The sequence below is a fragment of the Streptomyces sp. NBC_01808 genome, assembly GCF_035917395.1.
Taxonomy (GTDB): Bacteria; Actinomycetota; Actinomycetes; order Streptomycetales; family Streptomycetaceae; genus Streptomyces.
This window is the reverse complement of record NZ_CP109072.1, coordinates 562973-578098: the sequence shown is the minus strand read 5'-3', so window position 1 is coordinate 578098 and position 15126 is coordinate 562973. Positions and strand designations below refer to the sequence as shown.

Annotated in this window: 14 protein-coding genes; 5 read left to right on the top strand and 9 right to left on the bottom strand. The window is 75.6% G+C overall.

What is annotated here, in order from left to right:
• Positions 1 to 56: 56 nt before the first annotated feature.
• Genes OG946_RS02240 through OG946_RS02230 form a run of 3 tightly spaced genes read right to left on the bottom strand, consistent with a single transcriptional unit; the run spans position 57 to position 2874 of the window.
• The gene (locus OG946_RS02240) at positions 57 to 1025 is read right to left on the bottom strand and encodes an acyl-CoA dehydrogenase (RefSeq protein WP_326794468.1); all 969 of its coding nucleotides are present in this window, start codon (positions 1023 to 1025) and stop codon (positions 57 to 59) included.
• On the bottom strand, positions 1022 to 2095 hold the full coding sequence (locus OG946_RS02235) for an acyl-CoA dehydrogenase family protein (RefSeq protein WP_326794467.1): 1074 nt from the start codon (positions 2093 to 2095) through the stop codon (positions 1022 to 1024). The genes OG946_RS02240 and OG946_RS02235 overlap by 4 nt, the downstream gene beginning before the upstream one ends.
• A complete protein-coding gene (locus tag OG946_RS02230; RefSeq protein WP_326794466.1) occupies positions 2092 to 2874 on the bottom strand; it encodes a crotonase/enoyl-CoA hydratase family protein in 783 nt (260 codons plus the stop codon). Before OG946_RS02230 ends, OG946_RS02235 begins: the two co-directional genes overlap by 4 nt.
• A gap of 245 nt (positions 2875 to 3119) precedes the next feature.
• On the opposite strand from OG946_RS02230, the gene OG946_RS02225 reads away from it, so the two are divergent.
• From OG946_RS02225 to OG946_RS02210, 4 genes are read left to right on the top strand one after another with little or no spacing between them, the layout of a single operon-like run.
• Positions 3120 to 4262 carry a thiolase family protein gene (locus OG946_RS02225; RefSeq protein ID WP_326794465.1) on the top strand — a complete coding sequence of 381 codons (1143 nt, stop codon included), beginning with the start codon at positions 3120 to 3122 and terminating at the stop codon, positions 4260 to 4262.
• Positions 4259 to 5404 carry an acyl-CoA dehydrogenase family protein gene (locus tag OG946_RS02220; protein WP_326794464.1) on the top strand — a complete coding sequence of 382 codons (1146 nt, stop codon included), beginning with the start codon at positions 4259 to 4261 and terminating at the stop codon, positions 5402 to 5404. Before OG946_RS02225 ends, OG946_RS02220 begins: the two co-directional genes overlap by 4 nt.
• 34 nt (positions 5405 to 5438) lie before the next feature.
• On the top strand, positions 5439 to 6203 hold the full coding sequence (locus tag OG946_RS02215; protein WP_326794463.1) for an SDR family NAD(P)-dependent oxidoreductase: 765 nt from the start codon (positions 5439 to 5441) through the stop codon (positions 6201 to 6203).
• A gap of 9 nt (positions 6204 to 6212) precedes the next feature.
• Positions 6213 to 7091, top strand: coding sequence for a LysR family transcriptional regulator (locus OG946_RS02210; protein ID WP_326794462.1), 879 nt, complete (start codon positions 6213 to 6215; stop codon positions 7089 to 7091).
• Here OG946_RS02210 and OG946_RS02205 read toward each other — a convergent pair.
• A complete protein-coding gene (locus OG946_RS02205; RefSeq protein WP_326794461.1) occupies positions 7025 to 7912 on the bottom strand; it encodes a LysR family transcriptional regulator in 888 nt (295 codons plus the stop codon). The two genes, OG946_RS02210 and OG946_RS02205, sit on opposite strands and share 67 nt — an antisense overlap.
• A gap of 98 nt (positions 7913 to 8010) precedes the next feature.
• Here OG946_RS02205 and OG946_RS02200 point away from each other — a divergent pair, with 98 nt between their 5' ends.
• The gene (locus OG946_RS02200; RefSeq protein ID WP_326794460.1) at positions 8011 to 8784 is read left to right on the top strand and encodes a crotonase/enoyl-CoA hydratase family protein; all 774 of its coding nucleotides are present in this window, start codon (positions 8011 to 8013) and stop codon (positions 8782 to 8784) included.
• A gap of 25 nt (positions 8785 to 8809) precedes the next feature.
• Here the strand turns inward: OG946_RS02200 and OG946_RS02195 are convergent, their stop codons facing one another.
• From OG946_RS02195 to OG946_RS02175, 5 genes are read right to left on the bottom strand one after another with little or no spacing between them, the layout of a single operon-like run.
• Positions 8810 to 10348 (bottom strand): long-chain-fatty-acid--CoA ligase, encoded by a 1539-nt coding sequence (locus OG946_RS02195; protein ID WP_326794459.1) that lies wholly within the window; start codon positions 10346 to 10348, stop codon positions 8810 to 8812.
• Complete coding sequence (locus tag OG946_RS02190; protein ID WP_326794458.1) at positions 10345 to 11445, bottom strand: acyl-CoA dehydrogenase family protein; 1101 nt, start codon at positions 11443 to 11445, stop codon at positions 10345 to 10347. Before OG946_RS02190 ends, OG946_RS02195 begins: the two co-directional genes overlap by 4 nt.
• Entirely contained in the window at positions 11442 to 12677 is a 1236-nt protein-coding gene (locus tag OG946_RS02185) for an acyl-CoA dehydrogenase family protein (RefSeq protein WP_326794457.1), read from the bottom strand. Before OG946_RS02185 ends, OG946_RS02190 begins: the two co-directional genes overlap by 4 nt.
• Positions 12677 to 13576 (bottom strand): enoyl-CoA hydratase, encoded by a 900-nt coding sequence (locus OG946_RS02180; protein ID WP_326794456.1) that lies wholly within the window; start codon positions 13574 to 13576, stop codon positions 12677 to 12679. The genes OG946_RS02185 and OG946_RS02180 overlap by 1 nt, the downstream gene beginning before the upstream one ends.
• On the bottom strand, positions 13576 to 14901 hold the full coding sequence (locus tag OG946_RS02175; protein ID WP_326794455.1) for a flavin monoamine oxidase family protein: 1326 nt from the start codon (positions 14899 to 14901) through the stop codon (positions 13576 to 13578). The genes OG946_RS02180 and OG946_RS02175 overlap by 1 nt, the downstream gene beginning before the upstream one ends.
• Between the last annotated feature and the right edge of the window lie 225 nt (positions 14902 to 15126).

Below are 15126 nucleotides of genomic sequence, written 5' to 3'. Positions count from 1 at the left end.
GGAGGAGTACCACCTGAACCTCCTCCGCCCCCAGGCGAGTAGGTGACGCCGCGCCGTCAGTCGCCCGTGAGGGTCGGCCAGAGGGGGGCGGTGGTGGCTGTGGTGGTGAGGTGGTCGTCCCAGTCGTGGGGGGTGCCGTATTCGGTGCGCCAGGCCAGGAGCGGCAGCGTCAGGGTGTGCAGGGCGTGTTCCGCCGTGGTGCCGATCGCGCCGTGGATCTGGTGCGCGTTGCGGACCGCCACCGTGGCGGCGTGGCCGGCGCAGGAGCGGGCCACGGCGATGCCGAACGGGCCCGGCGTCCCCCGCGTGCAGGCGGTGGCGGCGGCTCGCGCCAGGGCGGCTTCCGCGGCCAGGTCGGCGATAAGGGACTGCACCGCCTGGAAACGGGCCAGAGGGCGGCCGAACTGGGTGCGGGTCCGGACATGGTCGAGGCAGAGGTCCAGGATGCCGTCCATGGCGCCGGTCATCTGCAGGGCGCGGGCCAGGCCGCCGCGGAGCAGGAACTCCTCGGCCACATCCGGGAGTACGGGCGTGCCGCGGACCCCGGACAGGTCCGCGCGGAGGTCGTCGCGGGGCTCGCCCCCCAGGTTCGTACCGGGCGTCAGCGTCAGCGACGACGCCGGCAGGTCCCCCGCCCGCCAGCCGTCCGCCGTCCACCACAGCGCGACGACGCCGGCGGCCTCGCGCGCCCACGGGACGGCGCGGGCGGCGCCGTTGCGGTCGAGGATGCACGCCGTACGCGGCTCGTCGTCGCCCGGGAGGTCCGCCTGGGCCAGCAGCCAGCCCGCCAGCAGGTCGTTCTCCGCCAGCGGCGCCGCCACGCCGTGGGCCGCGGCGGTACGCAGCAGGGCGGCGGCCTCCGGCCATCCGGCGCCGCTGCCGCCGTGCCGTACGGGCGTCGTCAGCCGGGTCAGGCCCAGCGACGCGAGGGTGTCCCACAGCGACCGGTCCAGCCGGCCCGGCGTCCTTGGCCGGTCCGTGAACACCGAGGTCATCATGGCCAGCAGCGCCGGGTCCGCGGTCATCGGCGTACCTCCAGGTCCCGCGCGATCACGCCGCGCAGGATCTCGCTGCTGCCGCCGCGCAGGGTGAACCCGGGGCGGCGCAGCAGGCCCGTGGTGAGCAGCGGGGTGGTCACTCCCAGTTGGTCGGCCAGTTCGACGATGTCGCCCTCCAGGGTGGTACCGAGCAGCTTGACGAGCGCGGCCTCGGTCTCCGCCGGCTCGCCGGCCTGGAGCGCGGCGGCGACCCCGTGCGACAGGTGCCGCAGCGCGGCGACGCGGGCGACCTGGCGGCCCAGCCCGGGGTGGCCGGGCAGCTCGCCGCGGCCCATCGCCGCCGCCGTGTCGGCGAGCAGCGGGAGCGTCGACAGGAAGCGCTCGGGGCCGCTGCGCTCGTAGCCCAGCTCGGCCGTCACCTGCCGCCAGCCGTCGCCGATCCGGCCGAGCACCCGCGCGTCGGGCACGAACACGTCCGTCAGCGTCACCTCGTTGAAGTGGTGGTCGCCGCCCATCGAGACGATCGGCCGCACCGCCACCCCGGGCGCGCGCAGGTCCACGACGAACTGGCTGAGCCCCGCGTGCCGGTCGTCCGGGTCCGGCGGCGAGGTGCGGGCCAGCACGACGAAGGCGTCGGCCAGGTGCGCGCCGGTCGTCCACACCTTGGTGCCGGTGAGCCGCCAGCCGCCGTCCGCCGGCTCCCCCCGGGTGCGTACGCTCGCGAGGTCGGAGCCGGCGTCGGGCTCGCTCATGCCGATCGCGAAGGAGCACCCGCCGGCGGCGATACGCGGCAGGAAGTCCCGCTTCTGCTCCTCGCTGCCGTACGCCAGCAGCGCCGGCGCGACCTGCCGGTCCGCGATCCAGTGCGCCGCCACCGGGGCGCCTGCGGCGAGCAGTTCCTCGGTGACGGCGTAGCGCTCCGGGTACGTCCGGCCGGGTCCCCCGTACGTGCGCGGGATCGTCATGCCGACCCAGCCGCGCTCCGCCAGCGCCCGCGTGAACTCCTGGTCCCAGCCGCCGTGCCAGGCGTCGACGGCGGGTGTGAACGGCTGCGCCGCCAGGAACGCGCGGACCTCGGCGCGCAGCGCGGCCGTCACCGTTCCCCCCGGGCGAAGGCGGCGACGGCCGCGCGGTGGTCATCGGTGTGGTGGGCCACGGCCTGGAGTGCCGCGGACAGCTCCAGCACGCTGTCCAGGTCCTGCCGCTGGGCCTCGCGCAGCAGCCGCTTCGCCATCCGTACGGCGTGCGGCGGCCGGGCGGCGACGCGGGCGGCCAGCTCCTGGGCCGCCGCGAGCAGTTCGCCGGGCGGCAGCACCCGCGAGACCAGGCCCCAGTCCAGCGCCGTCGCCGCGTCCACGCGGTCCCCGGTCAGCAGCATCTCGGCGGCCCGGGCGGCGCCGACCGCGCGCGGCAGCAGCCACGCGCCGCCGTCGCCGGGGACCAGGCCGAGGCGTACGAAGCTCGCCGCGAAGAACGCGTCCGTGGCCGCGAGCCGCAGGTCGCACAGGAGCGCCAGGTCGCACCCGGCGCCGACCGCGGGGCCGTTCACCGCCGCGATCAGCGGCACCTCGCAGCCGTAGAGCGCGCGGGTGAGGCGCTGGATGCCGCGCCGGTAGCCGTCGAGCTGCCGGTGCGGCGGCCCGCCGAAGCCGTCGTCGCCGGCGGCCATCGCCGCGATGTCGCCGCCGGTGGAGAAGGCGGACCCGGCCCCGGTCAGCACGACGGCGCGCACGGAGCCGTCCGCGTCCGCCGCGTCCGCGAGGCGTACGAGGGCGTCCACGACCACCGCGCCCGAGACCGGATTGCGCCGCTCCGGCAGGTTCAGGGTCCAGGTCACCACGTGCCCGGAGCGCTCCACGAGGACCGGATCTGCCAAGGCCCCTCCCGATGTCGTACGGGCTGCGCGGTCACGTACCGCGGCGCCGCAGGTGCCTCCAATCCATCACGGACGGCGGGCGGCGCACCAAGACCCGGCGCCGATCACTTCCATAGCCGCCGGCTATGCGTCTGGGGGACGGGGCGGCTCATAGGTGCTGCCTATCCCTGCATTCACCAAGCGGGCTTTGACCTGCTCCGTACGCCCCTCGTTCACTGGTGCCGAACCGAGCCGAGGAGGCGCCCATGCGGGACGCAGTGATCGTGGACGCGGTGCGTACGCCGATCGGAAAACGGGACGGGGCGCTGGCCGGCATCCATCCCGCCGACCTGTCCGCGCACGTGCTGACGGCGCTCGCGGACCGCAACGGCTTCGCGCCCGGCGACGTCGACGACGTGGTCTGGGGCTGCGTCGGCCAGGCCGGCGACCAGACCGGGGACATCGCCCGCACCGCCGTGCTCGCCGCCGGCTGGCCGGACTCCGTGCCCGGCGTCACCGTCGACCGCCGCTGCGGCTCCGGTCAGCAGGCGCTGCACTTCGCCGCCGCCGGGGTGATCGCCGGGCAGTACGACCTGGTCGTCGCCGGCGGCGTGGAGTCGATGAGCCGGGTGCCGCTGGGCTCGGCGGCGCAGGGCGGCAAGCCGCACCCGCCGAGCGTGCTCGGCCGCTACGGCGTCACCGGCTTCAGCCAGGGCACCGGGGCGGAACTGATCGCCGAGCGGTGGGGCCTCACCCGGGAGCGGCTGGACGCGTACGCGGTCCGCTCGCACGACCGCGCCGCGGCGGCCACGGACGCCGGCGCCTTCGAGGGGCAGCTCGTCCCCGTCGGCGGTCTCCGCGCCGACGAGGGCATCCGCCGCGGCAGTTCCGTGACCACGCTGGCCGGGCTGAAGACCGTGTTCCGGGAGGACGGGGTGATCACCGCGGGCAACTCCTCGCAGATCTCCGACGGCGCCGCCGCCCTCCTCGTCACCTCCGGCGCGACCGCCAGAGCCCTGGGCCTGCGGCCGTTGGCGCGCGTGCACACCGCGGTGGTCGCGGGCGACGACCCCGTCGTGATGCTCACCGCCCCCATCGCCGCCACCGCCAAGGCGCTCAAGCGGGCCGGTCTCGGCATCGGAGACATCGGCGCGTACGAGGTGAACGAGGCGTTCGCGCCCGTCCCGCTCGCCTGGCAGGCCGAGACCAGCGCGGCCGACGACCGGCTCAACCCGCTGGGCGGCGCCATCGCGACCGGCCACCCCCTCGGCGGCAGCGGCGCCGCCCTGCTGACCCGGCTGGTCCACCACATGCGCGACCGGCACATCCGGTACGGGCTCCAGACCATGTGCGAAGGCGGCGGCATGGCCAACGCGACCGTACTCGAACTCCTCGGGGAGCAGCGATGAGACGCACCGTCTTCGGCGCCGAACACGAGACGTTCCGCGCCACCGCCCGCGACTTCCTCGACAAGCAGATCGTGCCCCGGTTCCCCGCCTGGGAGGAGGCCGGGATCGTTCCGCGGGAGGTCTTCCACGAGGTCGGCGCCCTCGGCGTGCTCGGCATCCAGATCCCCGAGCGGCACGGCGGCGCGGGCGAGACCAGCTTCCTGTACCCGGCGATCTGGGCGGAGGAGACCGCCCGCGCGCACGTGAACCTGGGCGGTCTCGGCGTCCATCTCAACGTCGTCGTACCGTACTTCGTCGCGTACACCAGCGAGGAGCAGGCGCGGCGCTGGCTCCCCGGGCTCGGCAGCGGCGCGCTGATGGCGTCGATCGCGATGACCGAGCCCGGCACCGGCTCCGACCTCGCGGGCATGGCCACCACCGCCGTACGGGACGGCGGCGACTGGGTGCTCAACGGCGCCAAGACGTTCATCACCGGCGGCATCAACGCCGACCTGGTCGTCGTCGTCGCGCGCACCGGCCGCGGCGGCGAGCGCCGGGACGGGCTGTCGCTGCTGGTCGTCGAGCGGGACATGCCCGGCTTCACCCGGGGCCGCAACCTCGACAAACTGGGCCTGCGCACCCAGGACACCGCGGAGCTGTTCTTCGAGGACGTACGCGTCCCGGCCGGGAACCTGCTCGGCGAGGAGGGCCGGGCGTTCACGTACCTGACCGGGAACCTGCCGCAGGAGCGCCTGGCGATCGCGGTGTACGCGCAGGCCGCCGCCGAGGCGGCGGTGGCGAGCACGCTCGACTACGTCCGGGACCGGAAGGTGTTCGGCAAGAGCGTCTCCTCCTTCCAGAACACCAAGTTCGAGCTGGCCGCCTGCGCGACCGGCCTGGAGGCCGGGCGGGCGCTGGTGGACCGGGCGCTCGCCGCGCACGACGCGGGGGAGCTGTCGGCGGCCGACGCCGCCAAGGCGAAGGTCTTCTGCACCGAACTCCAGGGCGACGTGGTCGACCGCTGCCTGCAACTGCACGGCGGCTACGGCTATATGCGCGAGTACCCGATCGCCCGGCTGTACGCGGACGCCCGCGTCAGCCGCATCTACGGCGGCACCACCGAGGTGCTCAACACGATCATCGCCAAGTCCCTCGGCCTCTAGCCCCGTCCCGTACCCCCGTCACGAGAGGCGTGTCATGCGCTTGGAAGGCATCTCCACCGCCGTCACCGGCGGTGCCCGCGGCCTCGGCCTGGCCACCACCCGCATGCTCGCCGCGGCCGGCTGCCTGGTGACGGTGATCGACCTGCCCGACAGCGGCGGCGAAGCCGTCGCCGCGGAGCTGGGCGACGCCGTACGGTTCGCGCCCGCCGACGTCACCGACGCCGACCGGTTCGCCGGGGCGCTCGACGCCGCCGACGAGCGGGGCGGCCTGCGCGCCTTGGTGCACTGCGCCGGCGCCGCCCGCAAGGTCCGCCTGCTGGACCGCGACGGCGAGCCCGGCTCCGTCGCGGACTTCGACTGGACCCTCCGGCTGAACCTCACCGGCACGTTCAACGCGCTCCGGCTCGGCGCCGCCCGGATGGCCCGGCACGAGCCGGTCGCGGGCGAGCGCGGCGCCATCGTGCTGACGGCCTCCATCGCCGCGTACGAGGGGCAGATCGGCCAACTCCCGTACACCGCGGCCAAGGCGGGGATCACCGGCATGACGCTCACCGCCGCCCGCGACCTGGCGAGCCGCGCGATCCGGGTCTGCACCATCGCGCCCGGCGTGATGGACACCCGGCTGCTCGCCCGGCTGCGCCCCGACGTACGGGACGCGCTGGCCGCCGGCATCCCGCACCCGGCGCGCCTCGGGCACCCCGGGGAGTTCGCCTCCCTCGCCGGGGAGATCCTGCGGAACGCGTACCTCAACGGCGAGACGATCCGGCTGGACGGCGCCCTGCGGATGGCGCCCCGCTAGCGTGGCCGCATGGACCTGCCGCAGATCGAGTACTTCCTCGCGGTCGTCGACCACCGGGGCGTGAACGCCGCCGCCTCCGCCCTCGGCGTCGCGCAGCCGACGATCTCGCAGGCCATCCGCAAGCTGGAGCGCGAGCTGGGTGCGGCGCTCTTCCACCGGATCGGCCGCGGGGTGGTGCTCACGTCCGCGGGGTACGCGCTGGTGGGGCCCGCGCGCCGGATCCTGCGGGACGTCGTCGCCGCGGAGGGCGCGCTGGTGGACGCGGCCGGGCGGCCCCGCGGGCGGCTCGACATCGTGGCGATCCCCGGGTTCTCGGCCGGCCCCGCGGCGCGGCTGATCGGGGAGTTCCGGCGCGCGTACCCGGAGGTGTTCATCCGGATCGGCGACCTGCGGGACGAGGCGGCGGTCGCGACGCTGCTGGCGGACGGGGACTGCGAGATCGCCGTCTGCCACCTGCCGCTGCCGGACGCCGCCGGGCTGTCCGTGCTCGAACTGGGCGTGCAGGAGTGGTGGCTGGCCTTCCCGCCGGGCGCGCCGGTGCCTCCGGACGACCCGCTGCCGCTGGCGGCCCTGCCGGACCTGCCGCTGGTCACCGTCCCGCGCGGCGGCTCGCAGGCCGGCGAGATCGGGCAGGCCCTCGAAGAGGCGGGCCGTACGGTACGGGCCGCGGCCGTGGTGCAGAGCCGGGAGGCGCGCGTGCCGTTCGTCCTCGCCGGGGTCGGCGGTACGTTCCTGGAGCGGTCGCTGGCGGAGGCCGCCCGGGAGCGCGGCGCGGTGGTACGGGCCGTGGCGCCGCGGATCAGCCGGGCGTACGGCTTCGTCTACGACGACGCCGGGCTCTCCCCGGCCGGGCGGGCGTTCGTCCGGCTCGCCGCGTCGGCCGGCTGACCCCCGGCGGCCCGCAGGAACGCCGCCGCGGCCGGCGACAGCGGGCCGGGCCGGACCAGCAGCCCCACCCGGCGCCGGGTCGGCGGCTCCGTAGCGCGGACGACGACGCCGTCGAGGCTCTCCTCCGCGAACCGCCGCGGCAGCAGCGCGGCGCCCGCGCCGTGCCTGACCAGGTCCCAGATCGCCTGCCGGTGCGCGCACTCCACCACCACCGGGCCGGCCGCGGCACCGCCCGGCTCCACCACGAACGGCAGCTCCGCGAGCGCCGCCTCGGGCACCGGGTCCGGCAGCCCGGCGGCGAGCGCGGGCGGCAGCACGACCGCGTACTCCTGCGTGCACAGCTCCACGCACCGCAGCGCGTCGTCCCCGCCGGGCAGTTCGACCAGCCCGGCCTCGGCCTCGCCGGTACGCACCTTCCCCGCCACCTCCGCCGCGCTCGCACAGTCCAGCACCCCGACCAGCAGCGCGGGGTGCCGCCGGCGCAGGGCGGCGGCGAGCGCGGGCAGCGGCTCGACGGCCAGCGCGGCGAGTGCCGCGATCTCCAGCCGGCCGCCGCCGAGGTCCCGTACCGTACGGACCCGGTCGCGGGCGTGCCCGACGCCGGCGAGGATGCGCCGCGCCGGGCCGGTGAACGCCTCGCCGTCCCGGGTCAGGGTGAGGCCGCGGCCCGTACGCTCGAACAGCGTGACGCCGAGCTGCCGCTCCAGCGTGCGGATCGCCTGCGAGAGCGAGGGCTGCGCGACGTACAGCTCGCGCGCCGCCCGGGTCACCCCACCGTGGTCGACGACGGCGACGAAGTACTCGATCAGCCGCAGGTCCACGGCAGTCACGATAATGCCCCCACCCATAGGTTCCGCCGATCGGTCCGGTCGCGCCCCGGTCTTGGCGCGCCGCGCGGGACCGGTGGTGGACTCGTGCCATGACTGCGCAGACCGACGAGGTGCTGGTGAGCCGGGCCGACGGCGTCCTGGTGCTCACGATCAACCGCCCGCACGCCCGCAACGCCGTCACCCGCGCCGTGGCCGAGGGCATCGCGGCGGGCCTGGACGAGCTGGACGCGCGCCCGGAGCTGGCCGCCGCGGTCCTCACCGGCGCCGGGGGCTCGTTCTGCGCCGGCATGGACCTCAAGGCGTACCTGCGCGGCGAGCGCCCGCGCATCGAGGGCCGCGGCTTCGCCGGGCTGACCGAGAGGCCGCCGGTCAAGCCGCTGATCGCGGCCGTGGAGGGGCCGGCGGTCGCGGGCGGCTGCGAACTCGTCCTCGCCTGCGACCTGGTGGTGGCGTCCCGCACGGCCCGCTTCGGCCTGCCCGAGGTCAAGCGCGGCCTGGTGGCCGCGGCCGGCGGGCTGCTGCGGCTGCCGCACCGCGTGCCCGAGCCGGTCGCGATGGAACTCGCGCTGACCGGCGACCCGCTGCCCGCCGAGCGCGCCTACCAGCTCGGGCTGGTGAACCGGCTGACCGACGAGGGCGGCGCGCTGGCCGAGGCCCGCGCGCTGGCGGCGGCGGTCGCCGCCAACGGCCCGCTGGCGGTACGGGCGAGCAAGCGCGTCCTGCGCGAACAGGCCGGCTGGCCGGAGGCCGAGCGCTTCGCCCGGCAGCGCGAGATCACCGACCCGGTCTTCACCTCGGCCGACGCCCGGGAGGGCGCGCTGGCCTTCACGGAGAAGAGGCCGCCGCGCTGGACGGGCCGCTGACGGCGCCCGGCCGCCGGCCCCGCGGTCAGGTCGCGTACCGGTCCCTGAGCTGTGCCTTCATCACCTTGCCGCCCGGGTTGCGGGGGAGGGCGTCGACGATCCTGACGTGCCGGGGGCGCTTGTACGCGGCGAGGTGCGCCCTGCTGAACGTCTCGATCTCGGCCGCCGCCGGCGGCTCGGCCGGGTCGCGCGGCACGATGACCGCGAGCGGCGTCTCGCCCCACTTCGGGTCCGGTACGCCCACGACGGCCGCCTCGGCGACCTTGGGGTGGGCGAGCAGGGCGTTCTCGACCTCGGCGCAGTAGATGTTCTCGCCGCCGGAGATGATCATGTCTTTCTTGCGGTCGAGGACGTAGAAGTAGCCCTCCTCGTCCTGCCGTACGAGGTCGCCGGAGTGGAACCAGCCGCCGCGGAAGGCTTCCGCGGTCTCCTCCGGCCGGTTCCAGTACTCCTTCATCACCATCGGGCTGCGGTAGACGATCTCGCCGACCTCGCCCCGCGGCACGTCGTTCATCTCGTCATCCACGACCCGCACCTCGACGTTGAGCAGCGGGGTGCCCACCGAGCCGATCTTGCGCAGCGCGTCCGGGCCGCGCAGCAGCGTCGTGACCGGGCTGCACTCCGTCTGCCCGAACGCGCTGCACACGTCGGCCTGCGGGAAGGTGCGGATCATCGTCTCCAGCAGCGGCGTGGCCGCAGGCGCGGCGCCCCACGAGATGCGGCGCAGCCGGGTCAGGTCGTGGCCGCCCAGCTCCGGCAGCGCGCAGACCGCCTGCCACTGGGCCGGGATCATGAAGCACGAGGTGACGCCCTCGTCGACCAGGGTGCGTACGGTCGCGGCCGGGTCGAAGCCGCCGGACGGCGGGATGACGTTCGTGCCGCCGACGAGGAGCGGGGGCAGCAGCGTCGACAGGCCGGCGATGTGGAAGAGCGGCGCCGTGGACATCGACACCTCGTACGGCTGCGTGGTGCCCTGCGTGGCCATCGAACTGAAGGCGTGCAGCAGCAGGTTGCGGTGGGTGAGCACCGCGCCCTTCGGGGCGCCCGTCGTGCCCGAGGTGTACATGATGAACGCGGGGTCCTCGTCGCGGGCCTCGCGCGCCCCCCGCTCCAGGCCGGCCTCCGGGGCCGCCGCGAGCGCGGCCTCGTAGTCGCCGCCGAGGGTCAGGGCGTACGACACGGACGGCGCGGAGCCGCGCGCCTCGGCCACCGCAGGGGCCAGCGCCGGGTCCGCGATCACGGCGCGGGCGCCGCTGTCCCGGAGCACGTACGCGATCTCCCGGGCCACCAGGCGGAAGTTGACCGGCACCACGATCGCGCCGAGCCGCAGCGCCGCCAGCCAGCACTCCACCACCTCGATGCCGTTCAGGCCGAGGACGGCCACCCGGTCCCCGGCGCGTACGCCGTGCGCGGCGAGGACAGCCGCCGCCCGCCGCACGCGCCCGTCCAGCTCGCCGTACGTGCGCCGCGCGCGGGCGTCGACCAGCGCCGCCGCGTCCGGGCGCAGGCGTGCGTGCCGGGCCACCAGGTCGCTCATGGTCATGCCGTGACCGGGCAGGGTCATCGTGGGTCTCCTCTTCTGGAGTCGAGGACGAGGCCGGCGATCCGCTCGCGGTGCGCGTCCGGGTCGCCGAGGAGCACCCGGGTGGCGACGGCCCGCCTGAGGTGGAGGTGCGCGTCGTGCTCCCAGGTGAAGCCGATCCCCCCGTGCACCTGGACGTTCGCCTTGGCCGCCGCGGCGTACGCCTCCGAACAGGCGGACTTGCAGACGCTGGCCAGCGCGGGCACCTCGGCGGGCGCGTGGTCGACGGCCCAGGAGGCGTACGCCGCCGCGGCGGCGGCCGACTCGTGGTCCACCAGGACGTCCGCCAGCAGGTGCTTGACGGCCTGGAACGACCCGATCGGGCGGCCGAACTGCTCGCGTACGGTGGCGTGTGCCACCGCCATGTCCAGGCAGCGGGCCGTGCCGCCCGCCTGCTCGCGGGCGAGCCCGACGGCGGCGGCCCGCAGCGCCCGGTCGAGCACGGGCAGCGCGCCGCCGGGGGAGCCCACCGGCACCCCGGGCGCGGCCCGTAGCACCACCGTGGCCAGCGGCCGGGTGGCGTCGAACGCGTCGCGGGGCACGCGCTCGGCGTCGCGTACGGCGAAGAGGGTGGGACCCTCGGGCGCCGCCGCGAGGACGAGCAGCACGTCCGCCGCCACCGCGTCGGTGACGAAGTGCTTCTCGCCGTCCAGCACCCAGCCGTCCGCCTGCCGCCGCGCGGTGGTGGCCGGCGCGGCGAACGACCAGTCGCCGGCCGCCTCCACCAGCGCCGCCGTGGCGACGACTTCGCCGCGGGCCATGGCCGGCAGCCAGGCCCCGGCGTCGCCGGACTCCAGCAGGATGCGGGCCGCGAGCACGGCGGAGGAGAAGAACGGCACCGGGGCCAGCGCCCTGCCCAGCTCCTCCTGGACGACGGCCACGTCGGCGAAGTTCGCGCCGGTGCCGCCGTACTCCTCGGGTACGCCCACGGCGGTCAGCCCCAGCTCGTGCACCATCCGGTGCCACAGCCGGGTCTCCCCGCCCTCGTACGCGGTCCGGGCCGCGCCGGCGTGCTCCGCCAGCAGCCCGCGCAGCGCGTCGCGCAGCGCCGCCTGGTCGTCGCTCGGTCCGAACCTCATGTCCGCTCGCCTCCGGGCCGCGGCTCCCGGGGCAGTCCGAGCACCCGCTCGCCGAGCGTGGTGCGCTGGATCTGACTGGAGCCGCCGTAGATCGTCCCGGCCCGTGCGGTCAGGAACGTGTGCTGCCAGGCCGCGGGGGAGCCGGGCGTGCCCAGCGGGTCCGCGCCGACCGTCGCCGGGCCGGGTTCGCCGGAGCGCACCAGGGCGTCGGACCCGAGCAGGTCCATCGCCAGCTCGGTGACCCGGGCGTGGTACTCGGCGGAGTAGAGCTTGAGCACCGAAGAATCCGGCCCCGGCGGTGCGCCGGACGCCGCGGTGGCCAGCGTCTTCAGGCCCAGGATGCGCAGCATCTCCACCTTCGACCAGCACCGGGCCAGCCGCTGCCGCACCCGCGGGTCGGCGTCCAGGCCCCGCTCCCGGGCCAGCGTGAAGAGCCGCTCCAGCTCGACCCGGTAGCCCGCGTACAGCGCTCCGGAGGCCGCGCCCCGCTCGTAACCCAGCAGCGTCAGCGTCACCTTGGCGCCGCCGCCGACCGGTCCGACGACGTGCGCGGCGTCCGTGCGCGCGTCGGTGAAGAAGACCTCGCAGAACTCGGCCTCGCCGGTCATCGTGCGGATCGGCCGTACGTCCACGCCCGGCTGGTTGACGGGGACCAGCAGCAGCGAAAGACCGCGCGCGCCTGCGGCGTCCTGCTCGGTCCTGGCCAGCACGAACATCCAGTTCGCGAAGGTGCCGGCGGTCTGCCAGACCTTCTGGCCGTTGAGCACCCAGGAGCCGTCGACCGGCGTGGCCGTCGTACGCAGCGCGAACAGGTCGCTGCCCGCGCCCGGTTCCGAGTAGCCCTGCGCCCAGCGGTGCTCGCCGGACAGGATGCGCGGCAGGAAGCTGCGCTTCTGCGCCTCGGTGCCCCAGTGCAGCAGCGTCGGCCCGATGAGCGAGAGGCCGAAGGGGTCCGTCGGCAGCGGCAGCAGCGGCACCCCCGCGGACACGAACTCCTCCTGGAGCGCGCACTGCTCCAGCACCGACAGACCGGCGCCGCCGTACGCCTCCGGCCAGGCGACGCCCAGGTAGCGCCGCGCGCGCAGGGTCTCCCGCCAGCGCTCCAGGAACGCCGCGCGCTCCGCCGCGCCGAGCGCGCCCACGCCGCGCCAGCCCGCCGGCAACTGCGCGGCCAGGAACCGGCGTACGCCCTCCCGGAACTCGTCCGTCCGCGGGGTGCTCGCGAGATCCATCAGCCGGCCGCCCCGGCGTCGTCCTTGCGCGCGGGCCGCGGCGCCCCCGCCCCCGGGGCCGGCAGCCCGGCGGCCTCCGTGCCCAGCGGCAGCCCGTCGGGATTCACCTCGGCCCAGTGCGCGTGGTTGAGCTGGTGCAGGGTGAAGCAGGCGGCGAGCGCGCTGGTGAAGCCCTGCTGGTCGACGGTCTGGTTCACCGACTCCTTGATCAGCAGCGCCGTCACCGAGGGCACGGCCGCCAGCCGGCGGGCGAAGGCGAGGGTGTCCGCCTCCAGCCGCGCGGGCTCGAAGACCTTGCTGACCATGCCGATGCGGTACGCCTCCTCGGCGTCGATCGAATCGCCGGTCAGCAGCAGCTCCTTGGCCCGGCGCGGGCCGAGTTCCCACGGGTGCGCGAAGTACTCCGTGCCGCACATGCCGAGCCGGGCGCCGACCACGTCCGCGAACGTCGTGTCCCGCGCGGCGACGATGAGGTCGCAGGCCCACATGAGCATCAGGCCGCCGGCGATCACCGGGCCCTGCACCGAGGCGATCGTCAGCTTGCGCAGGTTGCGCCACCGCTTGGTGTTCTCGAAGTAGTGGTGCCACTCCTGGAGCATCCGGCGCTCGGCGGCGACGCGGGTGCCGCCGTGGCTGTCGTACGTGGGGTGCCGGCCGGGTCCCGGGGCGCGCTCGGCACGGTCCTCGGCGGTGCCGAGGTCGTGGCCGGCGGAGAACGACCGGCCCTCGCCGCGCAGGATCACGACGCGTACGGTGTCGTCGGCCTCGGCACGGGCGAACGCCTCGTCCAGCTCGACCAGCATGCCTCGGTTCTGCGCGTTGCGGACCTCGGGGCGGTTCAGGGAGATGACGGCGATGCGGCCGTCGTCCTCGGTGGCGTATGTCAGGAAGCGGCCCATCACGCACCCCCCTGCGGCGCCAGTGCGGCCACGACCTCGGCGGCGGCGCGCTCGCCGGAACGGACCGCGCCGTCCATGTAGTTCATCCAGACCGCCGAGGTCTCGGCGCCCGCCCAGTGCACGAGGCCGCACGGCTCGCGCAGCGCGGCGGCGTAGCGGGTCCAGGTGCCGGGCGGCAGGTTGGCGCCGTAGCAGCCGCGCGTCCACTCCTCGTCCGACCAGCTCATCTCGGCGTACTGGCGGGGGCTCGCGGCCTCGGCGCCGAAGGAGGCGGCGAAGCAGTCGAGGACGGCGGCGCGGCGCGCGTCCGGGCCGAGCCCGCCCAGGCGGCGGGCCGCGTCGCCCTCGACGAAGCCGACGAGGATGCCGGGCTCACCGGACGGCGGCGAGTCGTCGAAGGTGACGGAGACGGGTCCTGCGTCGGTCAGCGCACGCCCGTTCAGGCCCTGGGCGCGCCAGAAGGGCCGGTCGTAGACCGCGTGCGCCTTGATGGTCACGCCGGGTACGGCGCGCTGGTGGAGCTGCGCGCGGATCACCGGCAGCGGCGGCGAGAAGGCGATCCGGTCGGTGAGCGCGAGCGGTACGGCGACGATGGCGCGGCGCGCCGTGATCCCGTCGACCCGGATGCCGCCGGGCTCCTGCGCGACGGTCCGCACGGGGGTGCCGAGCCGTACGGTGTCCGGCCCCAGCTCCTCGTGGATCCGCAGGGCGAGGCCCTGCGCCCCGCCGACGAGGCGCTGCTCCTGGGCGTCCTGGAGGAGCGCCTTCAGGGAGCTGGCGGAGCGGATGTAGATCAGCACGTGCAGCAAGGACAGCTCGTCCGGCTCGACCGTGAACAGGCCCGTCGTCAGCAGACGGAGCAGCGAGAGCACGGCCGGGTCGCCGGTGCGGGAGAGCAGCCAGCCACGGAGCGTCTGCGCGTCCCACCCGGCGGCCTCCGGCGCTGTCCAGGGCGCCTCGGCGGGCAGCGTGGCGGCCAGCCGGTCCAGCTCGGTGAGGATCTCGTCGGCCTCCGTCAGCTCGTCGCGCCCGCGGCCGGCGATCGTGTAGCGCGTCTCGCCCTCGGCATAGGTGGGGAACGTGGCGACGCCCAGCTCGGCGGCCAGCGCGGCGACCCGGTCCTGGCCGGGGCCGATCCACTGGCCGCCGTGGTCCAGGACGCCGCCTTCGGGCAGCGCGCGGCTCCAGGTCCGGCCGCCGACCCGGTCCCGGGCCTCGCACACGACCACGCCCAGGCCGGCCGCCCGCAGCGCCCGGGCCGCGGTGAGCCCCGCCAGCCCGGCGCCGACGACGGCGACATCCACATCCGGGGGATCCGGGATCATGGGCCCTCCAATTTGGTCATGCGACTCGGTCTTGCGACGCATTATTCCGCCACCGGGGCGCACGTCAAGGTGTCCAGCCCTCCCGTGACCCGTAGAAACCACCACCTTTGCCAGGGGGTTACGGGACCCTTGACACCCCTGGTCGCGAACGTGAGACTGGCGAAAATTGATCGAGTGACCAGGTTTACTGACTCGATCTCGTCTCCCTGCGAGAGGACGACCGAC

Coding starts and splice junctions, on each gene's coding strand:
- OG946_RS02240 (WP_326794468.1), bottom strand. CDS start 1,025: ATGACCGCGGACCCGGCGCTGCTGGCCATGATGACCTCGGTGTTCACG.
- OG946_RS02225 (WP_326794465.1), top strand. CDS start 3,120: ATGCGGGACGCAGTGATCGTGGACGCGGTGCGTACGCCGATCGGAAAA.
- OG946_RS02220 (WP_326794464.1), top strand. CDS start 4,259: ATGAGACGCACCGTCTTCGGCGCCGAACACGAGACGTTCCGCGCCACC.
- OG946_RS02215 (WP_326794463.1), top strand. CDS start 5,439: ATGCGCTTGGAAGGCATCTCCACCGCCGTCACCGGCGGTGCCCGCGGC.
- OG946_RS02210 (WP_326794462.1), top strand. CDS start 6,213: ATGGACCTGCCGCAGATCGAGTACTTCCTCGCGGTCGTCGACCACCGG.
- OG946_RS02200 (WP_326794460.1), top strand. CDS start 8,011: ATGACTGCGCAGACCGACGAGGTGCTGGTGAGCCGGGCCGACGGCGTC.
- OG946_RS02195 (WP_326794459.1), bottom strand. CDS start 10,348: ATGACCCTGCCCGGTCACGGCATGACCATGAGCGACCTGGTGGCCCGG.
- OG946_RS02190 (WP_326794458.1), bottom strand. CDS start 11,445: ATGAGGTTCGGACCGAGCGACGACCAGGCGGCGCTGCGCGACGCGCTG.
- OG946_RS02185 (WP_326794457.1), bottom strand. CDS start 12,677: ATGGATCTCGCGAGCACCCCGCGGACGGACGAGTTCCGGGAGGGCGTA.
- OG946_RS02180 (WP_326794456.1), bottom strand. CDS start 13,576: ATGGGCCGCTTCCTGACATACGCCACCGAGGACGACGGCCGCATCGCC.
- OG946_RS02175 (WP_326794455.1), bottom strand. CDS start 14,901: ATGATCCCGGATCCCCCGGATGTGGATGTCGCCGTCGTCGGCGCCGGG.